The organism is Caballeronia sp. LZ062 (assembly GCF_031450785.1).
Classification (GTDB): domain Bacteria; phylum Pseudomonadota; class Gammaproteobacteria; order Burkholderiales; family Burkholderiaceae; genus Caballeronia.
The window spans coordinates 359,612-381,968 of the sequence record NZ_JARTWB010000003.1 but is presented as its reverse complement, the minus strand read 5'-3'; the positions used below and the strand labels follow the sequence as shown (position 1 = coordinate 381,968).

Below are 22,357 nucleotides of genomic sequence, written 5' to 3'. Positions count from 1 at the left end.
GTCTCCGTTCAATAGGCGCCCGACAGCAGCGCGCCCGCGCCCGGCACGACCGGCTTCAGATCAAGCTGGCGCAGCATGGCGTAAGTCGTGGCGATGGCCGCGGTCACGACAGGCTTGCCGGTCAACGCTTCGACCATCGGCACGACGGCGAGCGACGGCATCTGCACGCACGCCGACAGCACGATGGCGTCCGCATCCTGATACTTCAGCGTCTTGACGATGTCCGGCAGCTTGCGCGGATCATGGCGCGCGACGTCGAGATTGTCGGGAATTTCGAGCGCACGATAGTCGATCACGTCGAAGCCTTCGTGCCGAATGTAATCGACGACCAGTTCAGTGAGCGGCAACATGTACGGCGCCACCACGACGACGCGTTTCGCCTTCATCACCTTCAGCGCATCGACGAGCGCGCCCGCGCTGGTGACGACCGGTGCATCGGCGCCGTTCGCAGCGGTATGCGCCTGCAAACGCTCCTGCGACGCGCGGTGGTAGCCGCGCCCCATCGCCATGATCGCGACGAGGCACGCGTAGCCGAGCACGTCCACCCGCGCATCCGAAAGCTCGACGGCGCAGCGGTCGGACTCCGCATCCATTTGCGCGAGTTCTTCCTTCACCACCTTCTTCATGCGCATTCGGCTCGAATGGAACGTGAAGCGTTCGGGCTCGATGGCCTGGCGCGCCATCAGCATGGCGGGAATTTCGGTTTCCATCGTCGTGTTCGAACTGGGGACGATCTGGCCGATGCGATAAGTCCTGGCTTGCATGTCAAACCTCGAAAGAGAGAAGGGCGTGGTCATTGCTCGTCGACCGTCACGAAGCGGCGAGCGCATCGCGTTCGACACGCGGCGCGAAGTCCGTTGCGTTATACGCATAGACCCAGTTCGCCTGAATGCCCGAGGCCTGCGGATTCAGATACGACTTGAACTTGTAGATGAGGTCGCGCTTGCGCTGCGCGAACGCGCTCGGCAAGTGATACGTGCGGCCGCGTTCGCGCGATTCGAGCTGGACGCGGCTCGTGCGCGGCAGGCGCTCCGCTTCGTAGTCGCGCAGTGCGCTTGCAATATCGCCGCCGTGCGCGCCGAGCGAACGCGCGAGCACGAAGCCGTCTTCGATGGCCATGGCCGCGCCTTGCGAGAGAAACGGCAGCATGGGATGCGCGGCATCGCCGAGCAGTGTGACATTGCCGCTCGACCACGTGCGCATGGGATCGCGGTCGAACAAGCCCCATTTGAAGACCGAATCGGCGCGCTCGAAAAGGCGGATCAGATTCGGATGCCAGCCTTCGAATGTGGCGAGCAATTCCTCGCGGCTGCTCGCCGCATTCCACGATTCCTCGACCCAGTTCTCCGTCTCCGCCACCGCGACGATGTTGACCGCCTGACCGCGCCGCACGTAATACGTGACGACGTGCGCATTCGGCCCGAGCCAGAACGACGAATCCGGGCTCACGAAGTCGGGCATCTCGTCGAACGGCACGACCGCGCGGAAACACATGTTGCCGGTGAAGCGCGGCGCTTCCTCGCCGAAGAGCTTGCCGCGCACGACGGAGCGCACGCCGTCCGCGCCGACGATCAAGTCCGCTTCGAACTCGCTGCCGTCGTCGAACACGGCTACCGCGCCGTCTTTTTGCTGGCGCACGTCGATGCAGCTCGTCGAAAGCCGCGAGGCGTCGGCGGGCAGGAGCGTCGTCAGAATGCGATGCAAGTCCGCGCGATGCACGTGATAGAAGGGCGCGCCATAGAGCGCCGGGCAGACGGCCGCGAGCGGCGTGCGAAAGTTCTCGCGCGCCGTCTCCCAGTTGCGGCCGACGATGGCCTGCGGCACGAACGCGACGTCGCGAAGCGCGTCGCCGAGGCCGAGCGCCTGAAGCACTTTCACCGCATTGGGCGTCATCTGAATACCCGCGCCGACATCGCCGAACGCGCTCGCGCGCTCGAAAAGACGCACTTCGATGCCTTGCTGCGCGAGCGCGCCCGTGAGGGCCACGCCGCCGATTCCGCCGCCGATCACGCCGACGCGAAGTGTTCTGCTCATGATCTCGTCCTTCTGAAAAGAATGCCGTGTGGATGCCTGGCAAATATTATATGGCCGTATAAATAAATGCAACGGCGCGGACGGGGCGATGCGAGTGCGTCAGGGAAATTCGGGATAAGCGTCCAAACGACCGTAAAATAGGCGTCGAACGCAGCCGCAGTCGCAAGCGGCTCCTGGTCTCTCACGCAGCACGCCACGCATGACGAAAGACGACACCCCTCACGCTCACGCCCACGGCGCATCGGGCAAGAAGAAGCGCCTCGGCCGCCCGACGGGCAACATCAACCAGCGCGAGAACATCCTCGATGCAGCGGAAGTCGACTTCTCGCAACGCGGTTATGCGGGCACGTCGCTCAAGGACGTGGCGGCGTCGTGCGGCGTCACGCAGGCGCTGATCACTTACTACTTCGGCACCAAGCAGCAACTCTTCGAGCAGGTCTTTCTGCGTCGCGCGAAGCTGATTTCCGACGAACGCGTGAACGAACTGCACGCGCTGACCAAGGCCGGCGCGAAGCCCGGCGTGCACGACATCGTGCGGGCGTTTCTGCTGCCGCTCGTCGCGCTGCGCAAGTCCGACGGCGGGCGCGCGTTCATCCGGCTACAGGCGCGGCTGCATACCGAGCCGCCCGAGATTTCATACAGCCTGCGCAGCACCGCTTACGGCGACTCTACCGATGCCTACGTCGACGCCTTACGCAGCGCGCTTCCCGGCTTGCCCGCGAAAGACCTGTACTGGCGCGTGACCGCGATGATCGGCGCATACCTGTATGCGTTTTCCGATACGCACCGTCTCGATGTGCTCGCGAAAGGCGCATGCGATCCGTGGGACGCAAACGAGACGCTGGAGCAGTTGACGAGCTTCATCGTGGGTGGATTGGAGGCTCAGGCGAGCGCAGCCGCGAAGCCCAAGGGCACGAGCCGCGCGAAGAAGGCGCAAGCCGCGCCGGATGCCGATGCGAAGAAGCCGCGCAAAACGCAGACGAGCAAGGTGGAGACAAGCGCGAAAACCAAAACCGCCCGCACCGCGCGGGCGGCGTGACACAACGCATCAACGACGCAAGCCAATCTCCATCGACTCGATCACGTGCGCAAGCATCGCGTGCATCGACGAGAGCGCGGCGGGAGGCAAGTCGGCGCTCGCGGTTTCGCCGATCATGTCGCGCAGCGTTTCCTGCACATCCGCCGATGCGCTCTGCGGCAGCGCGGCCGCGATCACGCTGATCGCGGCGGTCAGGCCATGCAGCTTGCCCGTCAATACATCCAGTTCCTGACTCATTGCTTTGCTTCCTGTCGTTGCGTTGAACAAGTGACGCGAGCCGCGCGTCGCGAGACACCCGGCCCGCGAAGAATCACGCGTGCTCGCGTCCCGGATGCGCCTTCAGCTTCACGAAGAGCGCGAGGCCCGCGATCACCGAAGGCACGGCGAGCAGCGCGAACACGGCCGGCAAACCGAGCTTCCATTGCGCGAAAAGCCCGCCGAGCGCCACGCCCGCGATGCCGCCGAAGCGCCCGACGCCGTACATCCACGACACGCCGGTGGCGCGGCTTTGCGTCGGGTAGAACATGGCGGCGAGCGAGGGCATCGACGATTGCGCGCCGTTCATGGTCGTGCCGGCGAGAAAGATGAGCGCGCTCACGAGGCCGATACTGCCGATTGCCTGTCCGACGACGAAGATGAACGCCGCGGTGAGCAGATAGCCGAGCATCACGATGATGTTGGCGTTCCAGCGGTCCATGAGCCAGCCGGATGCGACCGTGCCGATGCCGCCGCCGAGCGGAAAGAGCGCGGTCAGCAGTGCGGCGCGCTCGGGCGTGAAGCCGGCTTCGTTCATCAGGAGCGGCATCCAGCTCATCAGCAGATAGAAGATGACGAGGCCCATGAAATACGTGAGCCACAGCATGACGGTGCCGACGAGAAAGTGCTTCGAGAGAATGGCGCCGACGGATGTTTTCGCGGTCGTTTCGGTGCGCTCGGACAGGCGAAAGGCCGTGACGCGCGAGACGTCGAGCGGCGCGATCCTGGCGAGCGGCGCCGCGATCTTTTCCTTCGCCGCGCCGCGCTTCACGAGAAAGCGCACCGATTCCGGCACCCAGAGCGCCACGCCGAGCACGAGAAGGAGCGGAAACACGCCGCCGACCACGAAGAGGCTATGCCATCCGAACGACGGGATCAGCCACGACGAAACGAAGCCGCCGAGCGCCGCGCCGACCGTGAAGCCGCAATACGTCGTGTTGACGATGATCGCGCGGCTGCGTTTGGGCGCGTATTCGGACACGAGCGTGATGCTGTTCGGAATGGCCGCGCCGAGGCCGATGCCGGTGAGAAAACGCAGCGCGACGAGCGATTCGATGGTGCCCGCGAACGCGGTGGCGAGACTCATCCCGCCGAAGAACGCGGTGGCCGCGATCAGCACGCTCTTGCGGCCGAAGCGGTCGGCGGCGGGACCGGAAATCACCGCGCCCGCCGCGAGCCCGAAGAGCGCGGCGCTCAGCACGGGGGCGAGCGCGGCCTTCGAAATGCCCCAGCCTTTCACGAGCGACGGCGCGATATAGCCGATGGCGGCGGTGTCCATGCCGTCGATCAGCACGATCAGGAAGCACACGCCCATGAGCAGCCACTGCGAGCGCGAAAACCGATGGGCGTCGATGAACGCTTCGACCGGCACCTCGCCGCTCCACGTCTCGCCGCGATCCGAAACCGATGGATGCTCCGCGCGCGGCGGAAAGGCCGGGCCGGATTGAAGCTCTGCTTGCGACATGAACAACTCCTCGTTGTCGACGGCTCGCACCGTCCATGAATGCCACTCGGACCGGCGAATTGCCGGGCTGCGCGAAGCGGGGGCCCACCGGTTTCGACGCTGGTTTATTATATGTACCTATAATTAATAACCGCAATCAGGAAAAAAATAGGGGTTCTGCGGGAGGAAGCGGGAGGGTGCGTGCAGCGAGGCGAGGAGTGAGACTGCACTGATGCCGGGACAGACGGCTACGGCGAGAGGCGGGGAGAGAACCACGACGCGCCGCGGCGGGCGCGGCGCGTGTCCAGCTATGAATTACTGCCCGATTCCGGCCTTCTTCTGGGCGCTCTGAATATCTTGCGGATACGACGCGTCATCGCGTTGTGCGGGGTTGTATCCCGCGCCTTCCAGCTTCTTCAATTCGGCGTTCTTCTTTGCGCGCGCGTCCTTGCGCGCCGCCTTGCGCTGGGCTTTCGTCGATGGCGCGGCGTCGGTCGCGCCGCTGTTGTCCTGCGCATACGATACAGGCGCGCCGGAGACACCGAAGGCGGCCACGATCATCGAGACAGCGAGCTTCCTGGCAAGCGTTACGTTCATATCCTCTCCACGGTTGAGATGCGTGAAACATCGAACGAAGCGCGGCCGCCCGAATGAAAGCGGCGGCCGCGCGACGATTGTAGGGTGGTTCGCGCCAACGTTCAGCGAACGTGCAAGAGCGTCAGGCGATGCCGGATGTTCCCGGGCCATGCCTTCGCCACCGGCTGTGAGGGCGAGTAAAGCAACCGGTCGGCGACCGGCTGCATCCTGCGGCACGCGCGTAATCAGATATTGAGCGCGCGCTTGGTTACGGCGAGCGCCGCCTCGCGCATCACTTCCGAGAGCGACGGATGCGGATGCGAGATGATGCCGATATCCTCCGACGCCGCCTTGAACTCCATCGCCACGACCGCTTCGGCGATCAGGTCCGACGCGTTCGCCGAAACGATGTGCACGCCGAGAATCTCGTCGGTCTTCGCATCGGCGATCATCTTGATGAAGCCGTCCGTCTCGCCGATGCCGAGCGCGCGGCCGTTCGCCATCATCGGGAACTGGCCGGTGCGGTACTCGCGGCCTTCTGCTTTGAGCGCCTGTTCGGTCTGGCCGACCCACGCGATTTCCGGATGCGTGTAGATCACCCACGGAATGCAGTTGTAGTCGATGTGCGGCTTCTGTCCGTCGATGATCTCGGCCACCATCACGCCTTCGTCTTCGGCCTTGTGCGCGAGCATTGGGCCGCGCACGACGTCGCCGATCGCGTAGACGTTCGGCACGGTCGTCGCGCAATGGCCGTCGACGGGAATGAAGCCGCGCTGGTCTGTCGCGAGGCCGATGGAATCGAGGCCGAGATTGTCGGTGTTCGGCACGCGGCCGATGGACACGATCAGGCGGTCCGCGTCGAGCGTCTGGGCGGCGCCGTCCTTGTCGGTATAGGAGACGGACACGCCTGAATCCGACGCCTTCACGTTCTCGATCTTCACGCCGAGGTGAATGGTCAGCCCTTGCTTTTTGAAGAGCTTGGCGGCTTCCTTCTGGATCGCAGTGTCGGTCGAGGCGAGGAACTCGGGCAGCGCCTCCAGAATCGTGACTTCCGCGCCGAGCCTGCGCCACACCGAACCGAGTTCCAGCCCGATCACGCCCGCGCCGATCACGGCCAGCTTCTTGGGCGCGGAATCGAAAGCGAGCGCGCCTTCGTTGTCGGACACGATGCGGTTGTCCACGGGAACGTTCGGCAGATGGCGCGCTTTCGAACCCGTCGCGATGATCACGTGCTTCGCGGTATGCGTCGCGCCTTGCTCGCCGCCGCTCACTTCGATGCGAAACGCGCCGCCCGCCTTGCCCGCGAGCTTGCCGTGGCCCTTGAGCCACGTGATCTTGTTCTTGCGAAACAGGAACTCGACGCCGCCTGTGATCTTCTCGACGATGGCTTCCTTGCGGCCGACCATCTTCTTGATGTCGACGTTCAGGTTGTCCATCGAAATGCCGTGATCGCCGAAATGCAGCTTCGCGTTTTCGAACGCCTCGGACGACGCGAGCAGCGCCTTCGACGGAATACAGCCGACGTTCAGACAGGTGCCGCCGAGCTTGGGCTTGCCCGCCGGGTTGATCCATTCCTCGACGCACGCGACCGACATGCCGAGCTGCGCGGCGCGGATCGCGGCGATGTATCCGCCGGGGCCCGCCCCGATCACGATGACGTCGAAATCGGCCTTGTCGCCCGCAGATTCTGCGGGGCTCGCCTGTTGCGCCGGAGCAGCGGCGGGCTTTTCAGATGCAGGCGGAGCAACAGGCGCGGGCGCAGAAGGCGCAGCGGCTTTCGCCTCGGTATCGATGGCGGCGAGCAGTTCGTCCGCGTGGACGATATCGCCTTGCTGTTTGAGCACTTCCGCCAGCACGCCCGAGGCGGGCGCCGGCACTTCGAGCACGACCTTGTCGGTTTCCAGCTCGACGAGAATCTCGTCTTGCGTCACGGGGTCGCCCGCTTTCTTTTTCCACGGCAGCATCGTCGCTTCGGTGACGGATTCGGAAAGCTGCGGAACCTTGACTTCAACCCTGGCCATTCAGTTTCTCCTGTGTGCGCTGCTTGATCGTTTGACGACGCGCATCGCCGTTCACCGAAGCACGGCCGCGTCTCGAAGCCACAGGATACGCCGTGTCTGTACCGTGCGTGCGTGTGCGCGCCAAGCCTCGCCGCGAAAACTGCGGTCGTCGGCATCGACAGGTTGAGAGCAGGCTGGGATTGATGAGCAGACGGCTTGCCGTTCGGATGGCGGCCGAAGTGGAATGCGGTGCTGGAATTGCCCAAAGAACCACGGGCGGTCGCCGGGCGCGGCTCGCCGCCGCATACCCGGAGACCGTACGCGAGGCGCCGCTCGCTGAGCAAGGCGAGCGGCGAAATGCGGCCTTAGTGCGGCGCGGACCAGCCCTTGTAATTGCCGACGTTCTCGCGCGTAACGAGCGTGGACGGCATCAGGATCATCGTGCTGCTCGGCTTCTTGCCGTTCATCAGGTCATAGCCGACGCTCACCGCCTGCTGCGCCATCGACCACGGGTCCTGGCTCGCGGACGCCTGGACCAGCGTGTCGGTCTTGAGCGCGTTCTCGATATCCGGCGCGCCATCCACCGACGTGATCACGATATTCGAGCGATGCAGCTGCTTCGCCGCGAGATCGCTGCCGATAGCTTGCGGATCGTTGATCGCGAAGAGACCGTCGAGCTTCGGAAAGCGCGTGAGATAGCCCTGCATCGCGTTCATGCCGCCTTCGCGCGAGCCTTTCGCGTCCTGATCGTCGGAGAGCACCTTGATGCCGGGGTTCTTCGCGAGCACCGTCTTGCAGCCGTTCACGCGGTCGATCACCGCCGACACCTGCGGCCCGTTCTCGATCACCACATTGCCCTTGCCGTTGAGCTTCTTAGCAAGGAAATCGCACGCGAGCTGGCCGGCCTGCACGTTGTTGGTCTGCACGGTGGCGTCGGCGCCCGCCGCCGCGACGTCCACCGCGACCACGACGATGCCCGCCGCCTTCGCCTTCTTCACCGCCGGCTCGATAGCCTTCGGGTCAACGGCGTTCAGCAGGATCATGTCCACGTGCGCCGAGATGAAGTTGTCGATCTGCGTGAACTGCTTGTTCATGTCGTAATCGGACGAGACGGCCGTGACCTTCGCGTTCGGATTGATGGCCTTGGCTTTCGCTTCCGCGCCTCTGGAAATCGTCACGAAGTACGGGTTGCCGAGCGAACCGACCGTGATGCCGATGGCCTTCAGCGGCTTGTCGGCGGCGTGCGCGGTGAGCGTCATCGTGCATCCGAGCGCGAGCGCCATGCTCGCGAACAGCTTGTTGTACTTGCGCATAGGGTTGTCTCCGGTTGTTTCGTTGATGTTGATGTTGATGTTGATGTTGATGGTTGTGACTCTAAGCGATGTAAGGCGTCGTGAACCGACAAGAGTTCGTCACGTGCGAGCCGATCCGCGCTGGCGATAACGGTCGAGCGCCACCGCGCCGATGATCACGAGGCCCTTGATGATGTACTGCCAGATATCCGACACGCCGAGTAGCACCAGGCCGTTCGACAGCACCGCGATGATGAGCGCGCCCACCAGCGTGCCGACGATCGAGCCGACGCCGCCCACGAAGCTCGTGCCGCCGAGAATGACCGCGGCGATGGCATCGAGTTCATACGACTGGCCGAGTTGCAGGCCGTTCGCCGCATAGAGCCGCGCGGCGGACATCACCGCGCCGAGGCCCGCGAGCAGGCCGGACATCGCGTAGACGAACATCTGGATGCCCCAAACCTTGATGCCCGAGAGCCGCGCCGCTTCCGGATTGCCGCCAACGGAATAAATGCGCAGGCCTAGCACCGTGCGCCGCAGGATGAACCACGAGATGACGACGACCGCGAGCGCGATCACGACGAGCCACGGCACGCCGAGGATTGAATCGTTGCCGATGAACGCGAACGACAGTTGCGGATTGAAGATGGTCGTGTCGTGACCGATCAGCCGCGCGATGCCGCGCACGGCGGTCAACGAACCGAGCGTCACGATGAAGGGCGGCAGCTTGAGCAGCGCGATGAGCGCGCCGTTGATGACGCCGAAGGCAAGCCCGACGCCGAGCGCCGCAGGCACGCCGAGCCAGCCCATGCCTTGCAGATTCGATGCAAGCAGCGCCGTGACCGCCGCCGCCGACAGCACCGAGCCGACCGACAGGTCGATGCCGCCCGTCAGAATCACGAAGGTCATGCCCGCCGCCAGCACGATGTTGATCGACGCCTGCTGCGTGACGATCGACATGTTCTGGAAGCTGAAGAAGCCGTCGGTGACTACACCGAAGCCGATGCACAGCAGAATCAACACGGGCAACATGCCCGCCGTGCGCATGAGCACTTGCATGCGCTCGCGATGCTCGATGCGACGCTGCCGCTGCGTCGCGCTTTCAGCGCTTTCGGCGCTCGAAACGGGGGCGGCGCCCGTGTTGTGGTGTTTCGTCGTGTTAGCCATGTCTGTCTCCAATAACGTCAAGCCGCCTGACCGAGCGCGGCCCGCGAGCCCGTCGCCAGTTCGATGATTCCTTCCTGCGAGATCGGCGTGCCCGAATGGCCGCCGAGTTCGCCCGCGATCACGCCTTCGCGCATCACCAGCACGCGATCCGCGACGCCGATGACTTCGGGCAGCTCGCTCGATATCACGATCACGCCGACGCCCGATTGCGCCAGTTCGTTGATGATCCGGTAGATCTCCGACTTCGCGCCGATGTCCACGCCGCGCGTCGGTTCGTCGAGAATCAGCACTTCGGGCTTCGTTTCGAGCAGCCGCGAGAGCAGCACTTTCTGCTGATTGCCGCCCGACAGCGCGCCCGCGTTCACGCGCGCATTCGGCACGCGAATCGAGAGCGCCGCTATTGCGTCGCGTGCCCGCGTGTTTCCACGGGCGATGTCCATCACGCCGGCTTTCGCGTCGCGCCCGGCAACCGCGATGTTGATGTTGTCGCGCACGCTCATGTCGAGGAAGAGGCCCTGGCCTTTGCGGTCTTCGGTGAGATAGACGAGCCCCGCGTCGATGGCGTCGCGCGGCGTGCGCAGCGTCAGCGGCTTGCCGTGCATCGACACTTCGCCGCGCGTGGGTTCCTCCGCGCCGAAGATGAGACGCGCAAGCTCGGTGCGGCCCGCGCCGACCAGTCCAGCGATGCCGAGCACTTCGCCCGCGTGCAGGTCGAGGCTGCATCCGCGCACGCGATTGCCGTCGGCCATGTCGCGCACGGAGAGCACGACGTGGCCGGGATCGTAGGGCGCGTGCTCTTTCTTATAGAACCCGGAAATGTCGCGGCCGACCATCATGCGCACGAGGCTTTCGGCGGACAGTTCGTCGCGCATCAGCGTGCCGACGTAGCTGCCGTCGCGCAGCACCGAAACGCGGTCAGAGAGTTCATAGATTTCCGCCATCCGGTGACTGATATAGATGATCGCGATGCCTTCCTCGCGCAATTGCCGCACGAGTTCGAACAGGCGGTCGGTTTCGCGCGACGAGAGCGGCGTGGTCGGCTCGTCCATCACGAGGATGCGTGCGTGCGCGTGCACTGCGCGCGCGATTTCGACGAGTTGCCGCTCGGCAATCGACAAGTCGCCGACGAGCGTATGCGGCTTGAACGTGGCGCCCAGGCGCTTCAACACGTCTTCGCAGCCGCGCTCCATGCCGGGCCGGTCGACGAACGCCCACGGGCCTTTCCCGCGACGCAGCTCGCGTCCGGCGTAGATGTTTTCGGCGACCGACAGATTCGGCGCGAGGCTCAGTTCCTGATAGATCACGGCAACGCCGAGCGAGCGCGCGGCGAGCGGCCCGTCGATGACGACCGGCTTGCCGTCGATCAGAATCTGGCCGCCGGGGTCCGCCTGATACGCGCCCGAGAGAATCTTCATCAGCGTGGATTTGCCCGCGCCGTTTTCGCCCATCAGCGAATGCACTTCGCCGGGATACACCGACAGGCGCACGTCGTTCAATGCGCGCACGCCGGGAAAGGTCTTGCTGATGCCGCGCATTTCCAAGAGCGGCGTGTGTGCCTCCGGCGAAAGGGCCGAGTCATGCGGCATGGTTCACCTCCTGCGATTTGACACCCGCGCCGCGATGCAGCCCCACGCGTGGCGAGAAGTTGAAGAACATCGGCAGCGTGGCCGCGCCGATTGCGCCCGCGTCCGGGCCGAAGTTGCCGCGCACGATCTCCGGCGTGCCGCGCGCTTCGGGCGCGTTCGCGGCCATCGTCGCGGCGAGGCGGGTAATCAGCCGGTCGAGCAGGCCGCCGTCGATATCGGAATCGAGCACGACCATCGGCACGTCGAGCACGCAGAGCATCGCGCGCAACGCGGGCGCCAAGGCTTCGATGCAGTCGTCGATCCATTCCTCGACGGCGGGCACGCGCCCCTCGATGCACGCTTCTACATCCACGCGGTTGCCCGCCGGCGCGCCGCTGAAGTGCAGATGCCGCACGAGCGCATTGAGCGATGCGCGCGAGAGCAGAATGTCCCACGGCCCGGGCGGCAGCGGCGCGGACGGCAGGCGGCTCGGCGGGACCGGCATGACGCCGATGTCGCCCGCATTGCCGGTCGCGCCGCGCAGACAGTCGCCGTCGATGGCGATGCCGCCGCCGATGGCCGAGCCGAGAAAGAGATAGACGAAGTCGTCGCAGTGCCGGCCGTGGCCGTAAAAGAGTTCGGCGGTCGCGGCGGCGTTGCCGTCGTTTTCGCCGAAGACGGGCAGCGCGAGCGCGCGGGACAGCGCGGCGGGGAAGTCGGTCTGGTCCCACGCGCGGAAGATGTCGGCGCTCGACGTATCGGCGCTCACGCCCAGTTCACGCAGCCAGCTGCCGAGGTTGTACGGCTGCGCGACGCCGACGCCCGTGAGACGCTCGCGCTCCGAGGCGCTGAGGAGGCCGAGCATGCTTTCGATGTCGCGCTTGACAATCTCCAGCACCGCCGACGGATGCGGCAACACGCGATCTATCGCGCTGCGCGCGAGCACGTCGCCCGCGAAATTGACCAGCACGGTTTCGATGCTCGTCCGGTCGAGCCGCACGCCGATGCCGAACGCACCGCGCGGATCGAGCCGAATCAGCGACGCGGGCTGGCCGCGCTGGCCGTCGAGCCGTCGTCCGGTGTATTCGATCAGACCGGCGCGCTCGAGCGATTCGACGATGCTGCCGACTGCGGTGCTCGTGAGATTCGCGTGACGCGCGAGGTCGGCCTTCGATGCCGGCTCCGTGCGCCGCAGCGCCTGGAGCAGCAAACGCTCGTTGTATCGGCGCACGGTCGCGGAGTTGCTGCCTCTGCCGCTCGGCGGTTTCACTTGGCTGTCTCCGGTTATGCTTGAGAGGCCATCTGTGTGACCATTAATTAAATCAAGTTGATTTATTTAATACCGGGGTCTCGGCGGTGTAAAGCAGGGAATTCCCCGGGCGGAGCGGGCATTCCATGTGCTCGGGCGCGGAGTCTGTCAGTTCTCACGGCGCGAGCAGTCACCGTGCGGACGTGTTGCGCTGTCACATGGCATTCGTATGACTTGGAGTTCCGCAGCCGACACGGGCCTTCGGCGGTATCGTGCTTCGAATCAGTTAAGTCGGTAATTGCAGCGAAGCCAAACTCACCGCTCGAACGAACGTCCGATGAAGCGACTCATCGCGCGAATGGCGGAACCGTGATCTCGCCGTCGTGACCGGATACGGCCGACTATTCGACGCGACGCATCGTGCATTCCGGGAGCGAGCGCTTTCGTCATTCGGGCCAGGCATTCATCGCGTATTTCTGCCCGGTCGTCAGGCGTGAACCGTTGCGGTCGGGCATTTGCCTCAATGGCTGCCAGCCGCCAACACCTAACGGGCGAACCAAGGCCGCAGTAAGGAGGCTTCGACGTCTCGCACGACCCGCAAAGCGTCGCGCATCCCGTTAAGCTATCGTCGATCGCACTTCCGAGACTCCCGCCATGTTTTCCCTCTCCACGACCGCGCACGCCAGCAAAGCCGCTCACTACGGCGACCTGCTGCAACAGGCCCGCTCGCTGATCGGCGACGAAACCGACTTCATCGCGAATGCGGCGAACTTCTCGTCGCTCGTCTATCACTCGCTGCCGGAATTGAATTGGGCCGGCTTCTATCTCTTCGATGGCGACGAACTCGTCGTCGGACCGTTTCAGGGCAAGCCCGCGTGCGTGCGCATCGCGCTCGGACGCGGCGTGTGCGGCACGGCGGCGCGCGAGCGAAAGACGCAAGTCGTCCCGGACGTCGACGCGTTCCCCGGCCACATCGCGTGCGATTCGGCGTCGCGCTCGGAAATCGTCGTGCCGCTCGTCGCGCACGACGGCACGCTGATCGGCGTGTGGGATGTGGACAGTCCCGCGCCCGGCCGCTTCGACGACGAGGACGCACGCGGCATGGAGGCGTTGTGCGGCGCGTTCATCGCGCTTGCATGGGAAGAGCGTCCGCGAGGCTGAATCGCGGTCGCTGCCGTTTGTCTACAATGAGGCGACCGTCGATTCCCGACCCGCCTAAATGATCAGTCTTGACCGCCGCCGTCTGCTCGTCACGTGCGCCCTCGCGGCGAGCGCGAGCGCGATCGCGCCCGTGCGCCGCGTGGCGGCGCAGCCCGGCAGCAAGGCAAGCGTCGCGCTGGTGCTGAAGTCGCTCGGCGATCCCTTCGTCCAGTCCATGATCGACGGCGCGAAGAACTATCAGCGGCATTACGCATCGCAACTCGATCTCACGACGCAGGGCACGCTCACCGACAACGACGTGGCGGGGCAAAGGCGCATCATCGAATCGCTCGTGGCCGCGAAAGTGGATGCCATCGTGATCGCGCCGACCGATTCGAAGGCGCTCGTGCCGGTGGCTGCGAAAGCGATCGCCGCGGGCGTGATCGTGATCGCCATCGACAATCCGTTCGACGACGACGCGCAGGAAGCCGCGAACGTCACCATTCCGTTCGTCGGCCCGGACAGCCGGCGCGGCGCGCGGCTCGTCGGCGCGTATCTCGCCTCGAAGCTCAAGCCGGGCGACGAAGTCGGCATCATCGAAGGGCCGCCGAACGACCGCAACGCGCAGCAGCGCACCATCGGCTACAAGGAAGCGATGAGCGCCGCGCAACTGCGCGTCAGCGCCATCGACGCCGGCGACTGGACCGCGCCGAGCGGCAAGTCCATCGCGCTGCAAATGCTGTACGCGCATCCCGCGCTGCGCGGCATGCTGTGCGCGAACGACAACATCGCGATGGGCGCCATCGACGCGATCCGCATCGCGGCCAAGAAAGGCCGGGTGCTCGTGACCGGTTACAACAACATAACCGCCGTGCAGCCGCTGCTCGACAACGGCAGCCTGCTCGCGACCGTCGAGCAGTTCGGCGCGCGGCAGGCGGTGTTCGGCCTGGATGTCGCGGTGAAGGCGCTCGTCGAACGGCGGCGTCAGCGCGACTTGTCGCCGTTCATGGAGACGCCCGTGCAGGTGGTGACGCGCGACAAGACGCGCGCCCCGCGCGCTTAAGCGTCCGCCGCGAGTAGGCCGCGCGCCGCCAGACTGCGATACAGCGCGCGCACGCCGAAGGTCCACGGCTCGATTTCCGTCGACAGCCGCACGGTGTTGACGAGCGCGCCGAGTTCCGGCGTCGAGATGGTGACGACATCGCCCAGATGATGCGTGAAGCCGCCGCCTTGCGTATCGCGGTCCTTGATCGGCGAAAACATGGTGCCGAGGAACAGCATGAAGCCGTCCGGATACTGGTGATGCGCGCCGTGCGTCTGCGCGACGAGATCGGCGGGATCGCGGCTGATCTCGCTCATGTGGCTCACGCCTTCGAGCACGAAGCCGTCGTCCGCGCCTTCGATGCGCAGCGACACGCTCGTGCCGCGCACCGTGTCGAGCGTGAATTGCCCGTCGAAGAGACGCACAAACGGGCCGATGGCGCACGACGCATTATTGTCCTTCGCCTTGCCGAGCAAGAGCGCGCTGCGGCCTTCGATATCGCGCAGATTCACGTCGTTGCCGAGCGCCGCGCCGACGATCTCGCCGCGCCCATTCACCGCCAGCACGATTTCCGGCTCCGGGTTGTTCCACTGCGACGTCGGATACAAGCCGACGTCCGCGCCGAAACCCACCGACGACATCGGCTGCGACTTGGAAAACACTTCCGCGTCCGGGCCGATGCCGACTTCCATGTATTGCGACCACGCGCCGCGCCGCTCGAGTTCCTCCTTCAGTTTCTGCGCGCTTTCGGAGCCCGGCTTGATCTTCGAAAGATCCGCGCCGATCAGCTTGTTGATGGTGTCGCGGACTTCCTGCGCTTTGCTGGCGTCGCCGCCTGCCTGCTCTTCGATCACGCGCTCCAGCAGGCTCACCGCGAACGTGACGCCGCACGCCTTGATCGCCTGCACGTCGCACGGGGCGAGCACGCGCAAGCCGCCGGGCGCGGCGTCGAGCGTCGCCTGCAGCAGTTCCTGCACGGTGCCGAGGCGCTCTCCCGGCGCGCTTTTCGCGATGTCGAGCGCGTCAGGGCGGTCGAACAGATCGGCGGTGGTCGGGGCGGCGCGCGTGATGTCGAACACTTCGCCGTTTCGCACCGCGACGACCGCAGGGCCATCGACCGGCGCGGGACGCCATACGCGGCCGATCAGCACGGCATCGGCGAGGTCTTCAGGCAGGCAGGAGGAGACGGAAACGGAGGGCATGGCAGGGTCACCGGGCATCGGAAGAGGGAAAACGATCGTAGCTTGGCACCGCGTGACTGTCCATTGGGTTGCATCTTTGTCCAACATGCTGGACGATGCGAGGCAATACGCCACGCCACGACCACATGGAAAAGACCTACGACGTCCCCGCGCTGCGCCGCGCGAACGATATCCTCGAAGCGCTCGCCGACGCCGCGAAACCCGTGCGCGCCGCCGCGCTTGCCGAGCGCACGGGCCTGTCGCGCAGCACGCTTTATCTGATGCTGGAAACGCTCGCGCGCATGCAGTGGATCGAAAAGCGCGATGACGGCTATGTGATCGGCGTCGGCCTGTTCGAGCTCGGCAACGCCTATGTACGGCACGACGCGCTGCAAGCGTCGTTTCGCGAGGGCGCGGGCGCGTTCATCAACAAGCACAACGAAGTCGTGCAGCTTGCCGTGCTAGACGGCGTGCAGGTGGTCTATGTTGCGCGCGAGGACGCGCACCGGCCCGTGCGGCTCGTGTCGGACCTCGGCTCGCGGCTGCCCGCGCATTGTTGCGCGCTCGGCAAGGCGCTGCTCGCGGGACTGGCGGACGATGCCGTCATCGAGCGCCTGCCCGAACGCCTCGAAGCGGTGACGCCGCGCACCGTCACGCGCCGCGCCGCGCTTTTGCGCGAACTCGCCGGGATACGGACGAGCGGGCTCGCCGTCGAACGTGAGGAAGTGGCCGAAGGGCTGGCGTGCTTCGCGGCGTATGTCGGCGTGACGCCGGCGGGCAAGCGCGTCGCGGTGTCGACGAGCGTGCCCGTCGGCCGGCTCGATCCGAAGCGCGAGAAGCAGATTTCGATGGGCATCGTGCAGCTTGCCGCACAGTTGCGTCAGGCGCTTTGAGCCGGGGCGCTTCGGATTTTTGCTGCGCATGCCTTCGCCGCGCGAGGGGCTGCGGACAGCGCGTCGCGGCCTATTGCCCAGCCCGAGCCCGCGTCGTCGCGGAGCACGACGCGATCCGCGTGCGAATCGTTCATCGCCTTTCTCGATGCCCGCAGGGTCCATCGAACGCGAGCTGTAGCGCGTGAGCGCTTGCACGTTTTCGTCGATAAGCGCGCACGTTTCGCGGCGACGACAGTGGCCCGTGACGTTCGCTCGCCGCGCCGCGCGCGCGGGTGATCGCGATGCGTCTTCAACGTGCCGGCGCAACCGGTGTCAGAGGCTTCTCTCGATGAGCGCTAACGTGTCGCTGTTGTGACAGTGACCTATGACGTTCGCTCGCCACGCCGCGCGCGCGGGTGATCGCGATGCCTCTCCATCGCGCCGGCACAACCGGCGTCCGACGCAATCGTCGGCGTGCAGTCCGCGCGGCGAAAAAAACGCGCGTGCAGGAATTACCAGCGGCTGTGAAAAGCGCAACGGATGACAAACGCGTCACCGGTATGCGGTTTCATGCCAGTCCGCACGGGCGTTCGGATTGGCCGGTTCACGGGACAAACGGGAATGCACCTTGCTTTGAGTGTCCGCTCGAATGTCCCCGACCGGCAGTCGCAGACCGGTCACGCTCGTCACGCACTATCCGCACGAGGTCCGCCCGGCTGCGTCCGGGATTTCATTCTGAGTCGAACTCGGACTCCAACCGCTAAGCGAACGCTGATGTCAGATCGAGACGAAACCCAGGACGATGCACGCCCCGGCGCCGCGAAAGAAGACGGCGAGCGCGGGCCGTCGAAAAACGACGACCAAGCCGAAAAGCACGATAAAGCCAAGGACGGCGACAAAAACGAAGGCGACAAGGAAAACGGCAAGGAAGGGCGCAAGAAGCCCGGCAAGAAGCCGTTGATTATTCTAGGCATCGTCGTCGTGGTGCTGGCCATCGGCGCGCTCGTGTGGTGGTTCATGACGCGCAATCAGGAAAGCACCGACGACGCCTATACCGATGGCGACGCCGTCACCATCGCGCCGAAGGTATCGGGCTATGTCGTCGCGATGAACATCGACGACAACCGCTTCGTTCACAAAGGCGATCTGCTCATCCGCATCGATCCGCGCGATTATCAGGCGCAGCTCGATCAGGCGAACGCGCAGCTCGGCCTCGCGCAGGCGCAGTTGCACGCGGCGGAAGTCCAGTTGCAGGTCGCGCGGGTACAGTACCCGGCGCAGCTCGCGCAGGCGCAGGCGCAGGAAACGAGCGCACGCGCCAACCTCGCGCAGGCAAGCGCGGCCTACCAGCGCCAGCAGTCGGTCGACGTGCGTGCGACATCGCAACAGAACATCGACGCCGCGACCGCGCAGCAGAAGAGCGCGCAGGCGAACGTGGCGGAGGCGCGGGCGCAGGTGCGCACCGCGCGGCTGGTGCCGCAGCAGATCGCGCAAGTCGTCGCCACGGTGGAAGAGCGGCGCCAGCAAGTGCGACAGGCCGAGGCGCAAGTCGAGACCGCGCGGCTCAATCTCTCGTACACCGAACTGCGCGCGCCGTCCGATGGCTGGATCACCAAGCGCAACGTGCAATTCGGCACGTTCCTGCAGGCGGGCACCTCGATTCTCACGCTCGTCACCACGCGCCTGTGGGTGACGGCGAACTTCAAGGAATCGCAACTCTCGCGCATGCATCCGGGCGACAAGGTGGATATCGACGTCGATGCCTATCCCGGCCTCTCGCTGCATGGCCATGTGGACAGCATCCAGCTCGGCAGCGGCTCACGTTTCTCGGCGTTTCCTGCCGAAAACGCCACCGGCAACTTCGTGAAGATCGTGCAGCGCGTGCCGGTGAAGATCGTCATCGACAGCGGCATGAAGCCGGACACGTCGCTGCCGCTCGGGCTTTCCGTCGTGCCCACCGTCATGTTGCGCCACTGACCTATGAGCGATACCGCCGAACAAGACCACAGCGGCTGGAAGCCGAGCGCGAATCCGTGGCTCATCGCCGTGGTCGTCACGCTCGCCGCGTTCATGGAAGTGCTCGACACGACCATCGTGAACGTGGCGCTGCCGCACATCTCCGGCACCATGTCCGCGAGTTACGACGAGGCCACGTGGACGCTCACGTCGTATCTCGTCGCGAACGGCATCGTGCTGCCGCTTTCCGCGTATTTCTCGAAGATTCTCGGACGCAAGCGCTACTTTTTGATCTGCATCGCGGCGTTTACCGTGTGTTCGTTTCTGTGCGGCATCGCGACGAATCTCGGACAACTGATCGTCTTCCGCATTCTGCAGGGCTTCTTTGGCGGCGGTTTGCAACCGAGCCAGCAGTCGATCATTCTCGATACCTTTCCGCCGGAGCAGCGCGGCCGCGCGTTTTCCATCTCGGCGGTGGCCATCGTCGTGGCGCCCGTGCTCGGCCCCACGCTCGGCGGCTGGATCACCGACAACTTCACGTGGCGCTGGGTGTTCCTGCTGAACGTGCCGGTCGGCGTGCTGACGACCATCGCCGTCATGCAGTTCGTCGAAGATCCGCCGTGGGAAAAGCGGCAAAGCCACAAGGACGTGGGCATCGACGTCGTGGGCATCGGCCTGATCGCGCTCGGGCTCGGGTGCCTGCAAGTGTTCCTGGATCGCGGCGAGGACGACGACTGGTTCGCGTCCAACTTCATCGTGACCTTCGCGGTGCTGGCGGCGATCGGCATCGTCGGCGCGGCGTTCTGGCTTTCGTATGCGAAGCGGCCCGTCGTCGATCTGCGCGTGATGAAGGACCGCAACTTCGCGCTGGGTTCGCTGTCGATCGTCGGCTTCGCTTCGGTGCTGTACGGCAGCGCGGTGCTCATTCCGCAGCTCGCGCAGCAGCAGCTCGGTTATACCGCGACGCTCGCGGGCCTCGTCCTCTCACCGGGCGCGCTGCTCATCGTGTTTCTCATTCCCGTGGTCAGCAAGCTGATGCTCTGGGTGCAGACGCGCTATCTCGTCGCGTTCGGCTTCTTTCTGATGGGCTGCGCGCTGATCTATTCGCATCACCTCGTGCCGAACGTCGACTATCGCACCCTCACGATGATGCGCAGCGCGCAGTCGGCGGCCATCGGCTTTCTGTTCGTGCCGGTGACGACGCTCGCCTATCTTTCGCTGCCGAAGTCGATGAACAACGACGCCTCCGCGCTCTTCACGATGTTCCGCAACGTGGCGGGCTCCATCGGTATTTCGCTCGCGACCGCGATGATCCGCGAGCGCACGCAGGCGAACATGGCGCACATGGTCGAGCATCTGACGCCGCTCAATCAGCCGTACAACGACACGGTGCAGCGCATCGCGCGAACGCTGATGGACACGGGCCAAACCATGTCGCAGGCGATGAGCGCGGCGACCGGCCAGATGTACACGACGCTGGTCTCGCAGGCGACGATTCTTGCGTACCTCGACGTCTTCGCCGCGTGCGCGATCTTCTCGTTCCTTTTCATTCCGTTCACGTTCTTCTTCTCGCCGGTGAAGGCGTCCGGAAAGGCGGGAGGACATTGACATGACGCAGCGACTTTCCGCTCGACTTTCCATTCCGGTGCTCGCGCTCGCGATGAGCGCCTGCACGGTCGGCCCCGACTTCAAGCCGCCCGCCGCCGACACGCCCGGCAACTGGAACGATCTGCAGCGCGCGCAAAACGCAGCGCCGGATGCGCGCGCGCCGCACGCCGACGCGCCATCCGTGGCGACGACGTCGGCCGATCCGGACCCGCGCTGGTGGAAACAGTTCGACGATCCGACGCTCGATTCGCTGATCGACCGCGCGGTGGCCGGCAATCTCGATCTGCAAAGCGCGGTGCTGCGCATCGCGCAGGCGCGCGAGCAGAGCGTGTCGGCGGCGGCGCAAGGCTTGCCGCAAGTCAGCGCCAACGCGAGCGTCGTGCGCGAGCAGCTTGGGTTGAAGGGCTTGCTGCAATCTCAGGGCGTGTACGACCGCATCGACGGGCTGGGCGCGAACGGCGCGCAGATCCGGCAAGGGCTGGACTCCGCGACGGGACCGGTCACGCTCTTTCAGGACGGCTTCGATGCGTCGTGGGAACTGGACCTCTTCGGACGCGTGCGGCGCTCGGTCGAATCGGCGAATGCAGAGACGCAGGCGGAAATCGAAAGCCGCAACGACGCGCTCGTCTCCCTCGAAGCCGAAGTCGCGCGCACGTATGCGCAGTTGCGCGGCGCGCAGTCCATCCGCGAGATCACGCTCGCCGAAATCGATGCCGAGCAGCAGATTCTCGATCTCACGCGCGAGCAGGCGCGCGTCGGCCTGACGAGCCAGCAGGACGTGCAAAGCGCGAGCGCGCAAGTCGGCGCGTTGCAGGCGCAGGTGCCGTCACTGGAGGCGCAAATCGCGCAGGCGATGAACGGGCTTGCCGTGCTGACCGGCAGCGCGCCCGGTACGCTCGACGCCGAACTGTCCGATGCCCGCGCGGTGCCGCCCGTGCCGCCGACGGTGCCGGTCGGCTTGCCGTCGACGCTCGCGCGCCGCCGTCCGGACATCCGCCGCGCCGAAGCGCAACTGCACGCGGCCACGGCCGAAGTAGGCGTGGCGGTCGCGCAGTTGTATCCGGATATATCGCTCACGGGCCAGGTCGGCACGCGGGCGACGAAGGCCAAGTACCTCGCGCGCTGGTCGAGCCTCTTCTGGTCGGTCGGGCCGAGCATTTCTCTGCCGATCTTCGAGGGCGGCGCGCTGCGCTCGAACGTTCGCGTGGCGAAGTCGCAGGCCGCGCAGGCCGCGTTGCAGTACCGGCAAACCGTGCTCACCGCGCTGCAGGATGTGGACAACGCGCTCGTCGCCTATCGCACGGAGCAGGACCGGCGCGCGGCGCTCGCGCGCACCGTGGAGGCGAATCGCGTGAGCCTGCAACTCGCGACGGACAGCTATCGCAAAGGGCTGACCGCGTTCGTGACCGTGCTCGATGCCGAACGCCAGCTTGCGCAGACCCGCGAGCAGCTCGCGCAATCGACGGTAAACGTGACGACGAATTTGATTGCCGTGTACAAGTCGCTCGGCGGCGGATGGCAGGACGATTCGCCAAGCGGCTCGCAGAGCCACGCCGATGCCGGCAACGGCTAGCGGCGGCGCTTTTTCCAGTCGTAATCGGCCGGTGGGTCCGCGACGCCCGGCTTGCCGACCGATTGCGGATTTTCGCTGCACAGCGTGACGAAGCCGACCGGCTCGCCTTGCGCCTGGCGCTTGCGCAGTTCTTCAGCGAAGCGCAGCGCCTCGGCGAGCGCGGCGGCGTCGAACTGTCGGTGACGCGCGTGGCTTTCGGCGCCGGCATCGCCTTCGAGCCAGTAGACGACGAACATTCGTGTGCCTCCGTATGGAACGAGCGTGCGCGCTCGCGGATGATTTCGGTTTTCCATGGTGCAAACGGCCGGCCCGCGCGCCGTCCGGGTATTCCCGAGGTGCAACGTTGTCAACGCCTCTCCCGTGT

The 22,357-nt window shown here is 65.4% G+C and carries 19 protein-coding genes; 7 read left to right on the top strand and 12 right to left on the bottom strand.

Annotation, left to right across the window (positions count from 1 at the left end; all coding sequences use genetic code 11):
- Positions 1-8 precede the first annotated feature (8 nt).
- Together P9239_RS21900 and P9239_RS21895 are read right to left on the bottom strand one after the other, a co-directional pair.
- Positions 9-764 (bottom strand): Asp/Glu racemase, encoded by a 756-nt coding sequence (locus tag P9239_RS21900; protein WP_309754759.1) that lies wholly within the window; start codon positions 762-764, stop codon positions 9-11.
- Between the two features lie 46 nt (positions 765-810).
- Positions 811-2,034: an FAD-dependent monooxygenase gene (locus P9239_RS21895; protein ID WP_309754757.1), complete on the bottom strand. Its 1,224-nt coding sequence runs from the start codon at positions 2,032-2,034 to the stop codon at positions 811-813.
- Positions 2,035-2,233: 199 nt separating this feature from the next.
- On the opposite strand from P9239_RS21895, the gene P9239_RS21890 reads away from it, so the two are divergent.
- Positions 2,234-3,073, top strand: a complete 840-nt coding sequence (locus P9239_RS21890; protein ID WP_309754755.1) for a TetR family transcriptional regulator — start codon at positions 2,234-2,236, stop codon at positions 3,071-3,073.
- Positions 3,074-3,082: 9 nt separating this feature from the next.
- Here the strand turns inward: P9239_RS21890 and P9239_RS21885 are convergent, their stop codons facing one another.
- From P9239_RS21885 to P9239_RS21850, 8 genes are all read right to left on the bottom strand, one after another.
- Positions 3,083-3,310: a hypothetical protein gene (locus P9239_RS21885; RefSeq protein WP_309754752.1), complete on the bottom strand. Its 228-nt coding sequence runs from the start codon at positions 3,308-3,310 to the stop codon at positions 3,083-3,085.
- 73 nt (positions 3,311-3,383) lie between these two features.
- Entirely contained in the window at positions 3,384-4,793 is a 1,410-nt protein-coding gene (locus tag P9239_RS21880) for an MFS transporter (protein WP_309754750.1), read from the bottom strand.
- 294 nt (positions 4,794-5,087) lie between these two features.
- Positions 5,088-5,369, bottom strand: coding sequence for a DUF4148 domain-containing protein (locus P9239_RS21875; protein ID WP_309754749.1), 282 nt, complete (start codon positions 5,367-5,369; stop codon positions 5,088-5,090).
- Between the two features lie 224 nt (positions 5,370-5,593).
- The gene (gene lpdA / locus P9239_RS21870; protein WP_309754748.1) at positions 5,594-7,369 is read right to left on the bottom strand and encodes a dihydrolipoyl dehydrogenase; all 1,776 of its coding nucleotides are present in this window, start codon (positions 7,367-7,369) and stop codon (positions 5,594-5,596) included.
- A 344-nt stretch (positions 7,370-7,713) separates the two neighbouring features.
- Entirely contained in the window at positions 7,714-8,631 is a 918-nt protein-coding gene (locus tag P9239_RS21865) for an ABC transporter substrate-binding protein (RefSeq protein ID WP_309755557.1), read from the bottom strand.
- Positions 8,632-8,760: 129 nt separating this feature from the next.
- A complete protein-coding gene (locus P9239_RS21860; RefSeq protein ID WP_309754746.1) occupies positions 8,761-9,807 on the bottom strand; it encodes an ABC transporter permease subunit in 1,047 nt (348 codons plus the stop codon).
- 17 nt (positions 9,808-9,824) lie between these two features.
- Positions 9,825-11,393 (bottom strand): sugar ABC transporter ATP-binding protein, encoded by a 1,569-nt coding sequence (locus P9239_RS21855; RefSeq protein ID WP_309754744.1) that lies wholly within the window; start codon positions 11,391-11,393, stop codon positions 9,825-9,827.
- Positions 11,383-12,642: an ROK family transcriptional regulator gene (locus tag P9239_RS21850; protein WP_309754742.1), complete on the bottom strand. Its 1,260-nt coding sequence runs from the start codon at positions 12,640-12,642 to the stop codon at positions 11,383-11,385. Before P9239_RS21850 ends, P9239_RS21855 begins: the two co-directional genes overlap by 11 nt.
- A 633-nt stretch (positions 12,643-13,275) precedes the next feature.
- Here P9239_RS21850 and P9239_RS21845 point away from each other — a divergent pair.
- Positions 13,276-13,782, top strand: a complete 507-nt coding sequence (locus tag P9239_RS21845; protein ID WP_309754740.1) for a GAF domain-containing protein — start codon at positions 13,276-13,278, stop codon at positions 13,780-13,782.
- A gap of 58 nt (positions 13,783-13,840) precedes the next feature.
- Positions 13,841-14,824, top strand: a complete 984-nt coding sequence (locus P9239_RS21840; protein WP_309754738.1) for a substrate-binding domain-containing protein — start codon at positions 13,841-13,843, stop codon at positions 14,822-14,824.
- On the opposite strand, the gene P9239_RS21835 is transcribed toward P9239_RS21840, so the two are convergent.
- Complete coding sequence (locus P9239_RS21835) at positions 14,821-16,005, bottom strand: fumarylacetoacetate hydrolase family protein (protein ID WP_309754736.1); 1,185 nt, start codon at positions 16,003-16,005, stop codon at positions 14,821-14,823. The two genes, P9239_RS21840 and P9239_RS21835, sit on opposite strands and share 4 nt — an antisense overlap.
- Before the next feature lie 125 nt (positions 16,006-16,130).
- On the opposite strand from P9239_RS21835, the gene P9239_RS21830 reads away from it, so the two are divergent.
- From P9239_RS21830 to P9239_RS21815, 4 genes are all read left to right on the top strand, one after another.
- A complete protein-coding gene (locus P9239_RS21830; RefSeq protein WP_309754734.1) occupies positions 16,131-16,877 on the top strand; it encodes an IclR family transcriptional regulator in 747 nt (248 codons plus the stop codon).
- Between the two features lie 753 nt (positions 16,878-17,630).
- Positions 17,631-18,833 (top strand): HlyD family efflux transporter periplasmic adaptor subunit, encoded by a 1,203-nt coding sequence (locus P9239_RS21825; RefSeq protein ID WP_309754733.1) that lies wholly within the window; start codon positions 17,631-17,633, stop codon positions 18,831-18,833.
- 3 nt (positions 18,834-18,836) lie between these two features.
- Positions 18,837-20,420, top strand: coding sequence for a DHA2 family efflux MFS transporter permease subunit (locus tag P9239_RS21820; RefSeq protein ID WP_309754731.1), 1,584 nt, complete (start codon positions 18,837-18,839; stop codon positions 20,418-20,420).
- A gap of 1 nt (position 20,421) precedes the next feature.
- Positions 20,422-21,993, top strand: a complete 1,572-nt coding sequence (locus tag P9239_RS21815) for an efflux transporter outer membrane subunit (RefSeq protein ID WP_309754729.1) — start codon at positions 20,422-20,424, stop codon at positions 21,991-21,993.
- Here the strand turns inward: P9239_RS21815 and P9239_RS21810 are convergent.
- Positions 21,990-22,229, bottom strand: coding sequence for a hypothetical protein (locus tag P9239_RS21810; protein WP_309754728.1), 240 nt, complete (start codon positions 22,227-22,229; stop codon positions 21,990-21,992). The genes P9239_RS21815 and P9239_RS21810 overlap by 4 nt on opposite strands.
- Positions 22,230-22,357 lie beyond the last annotated feature (128 nt).

Bases quoted from the DNA above. Each gene is read 5' to 3' on its own strand.
- P9239_RS21900 (WP_309754759.1), bottom strand. From the start codon at position 764: ATGCAAGCCAGGACTTATCGCATCGGCCAGATCGTCCCCAGTTCGAAC.
- P9239_RS21895 (WP_309754757.1), bottom strand. From the start codon at position 2,034: ATGAGCAGAACACTTCGCGTCGGCGTGATCGGCGGCGGAATCGGCGGC.
- P9239_RS21890 (WP_309754755.1), top strand. From the start codon at position 2,234: ATGACGAAAGACGACACCCCTCACGCTCACGCCCACGGCGCATCGGGC.
- P9239_RS21885 (WP_309754752.1), bottom strand. From the start codon at position 3,310: ATGAGTCAGGAACTGGATGTATTGACGGGCAAGCTGCATGGCCTGACC.
- P9239_RS21880 (WP_309754750.1), bottom strand. From the start codon at position 4,793: ATGTCGCAAGCAGAGCTTCAATCCGGCCCGGCCTTTCCGCCGCGCGCG.
- P9239_RS21875 (WP_309754749.1), bottom strand. From the start codon at position 5,369: ATGAACGTAACGCTTGCCAGGAAGCTCGCTGTCTCGATGATCGTGGCC.
- lpdA (WP_309754748.1), bottom strand. From the start codon at position 7,369: ATGGCCAGGGTTGAAGTCAAGGTTCCGCAGCTTTCCGAATCCGTCACC.
- P9239_RS21865 (WP_309755557.1), bottom strand. From the start codon at position 8,631: ATGGCGCTCGCGCTCGGATGCACGATGACGCTCACCGCGCACGCCGCC.
- P9239_RS21860 (WP_309754746.1), bottom strand. From the start codon at position 9,807: ATGGCTAACACGACGAAACACCACAACACGGGCGCCGCCCCCGTTTCG.
- P9239_RS21855 (WP_309754744.1), bottom strand. From the start codon at position 11,393: ATGCCGCATGACTCGGCCCTTTCGCCGGAGGCACACACGCCGCTCTTG.
- P9239_RS21845 (WP_309754740.1), top strand. From the start codon at position 13,276: ATGTTTTCCCTCTCCACGACCGCGCACGCCAGCAAAGCCGCTCACTAC.
- P9239_RS21840 (WP_309754738.1), top strand. From the start codon at position 13,841: ATGATCAGTCTTGACCGCCGCCGTCTGCTCGTCACGTGCGCCCTCGCG.
- P9239_RS21835 (WP_309754736.1), bottom strand. From the start codon at position 16,005: ATGCCCTCCGTTTCCGTCTCCTCCTGCCTGCCTGAAGACCTCGCCGAT.
- P9239_RS21830 (WP_309754734.1), top strand. From the start codon at position 16,131: ATGGAAAAGACCTACGACGTCCCCGCGCTGCGCCGCGCGAACGATATC.
- P9239_RS21825 (WP_309754733.1), top strand. From the start codon at position 17,631: ATGTCAGATCGAGACGAAACCCAGGACGATGCACGCCCCGGCGCCGCG.
- P9239_RS21820 (WP_309754731.1), top strand. From the start codon at position 18,837: ATGAGCGATACCGCCGAACAAGACCACAGCGGCTGGAAGCCGAGCGCG.
- P9239_RS21815 (WP_309754729.1), top strand. From the start codon at position 20,422: ATGACGCAGCGACTTTCCGCTCGACTTTCCATTCCGGTGCTCGCGCTC.
- P9239_RS21810 (WP_309754728.1), bottom strand. From the start codon at position 22,229: ATGTTCGTCGTCTACTGGCTCGAAGGCGATGCCGGCGCCGAAAGCCAC.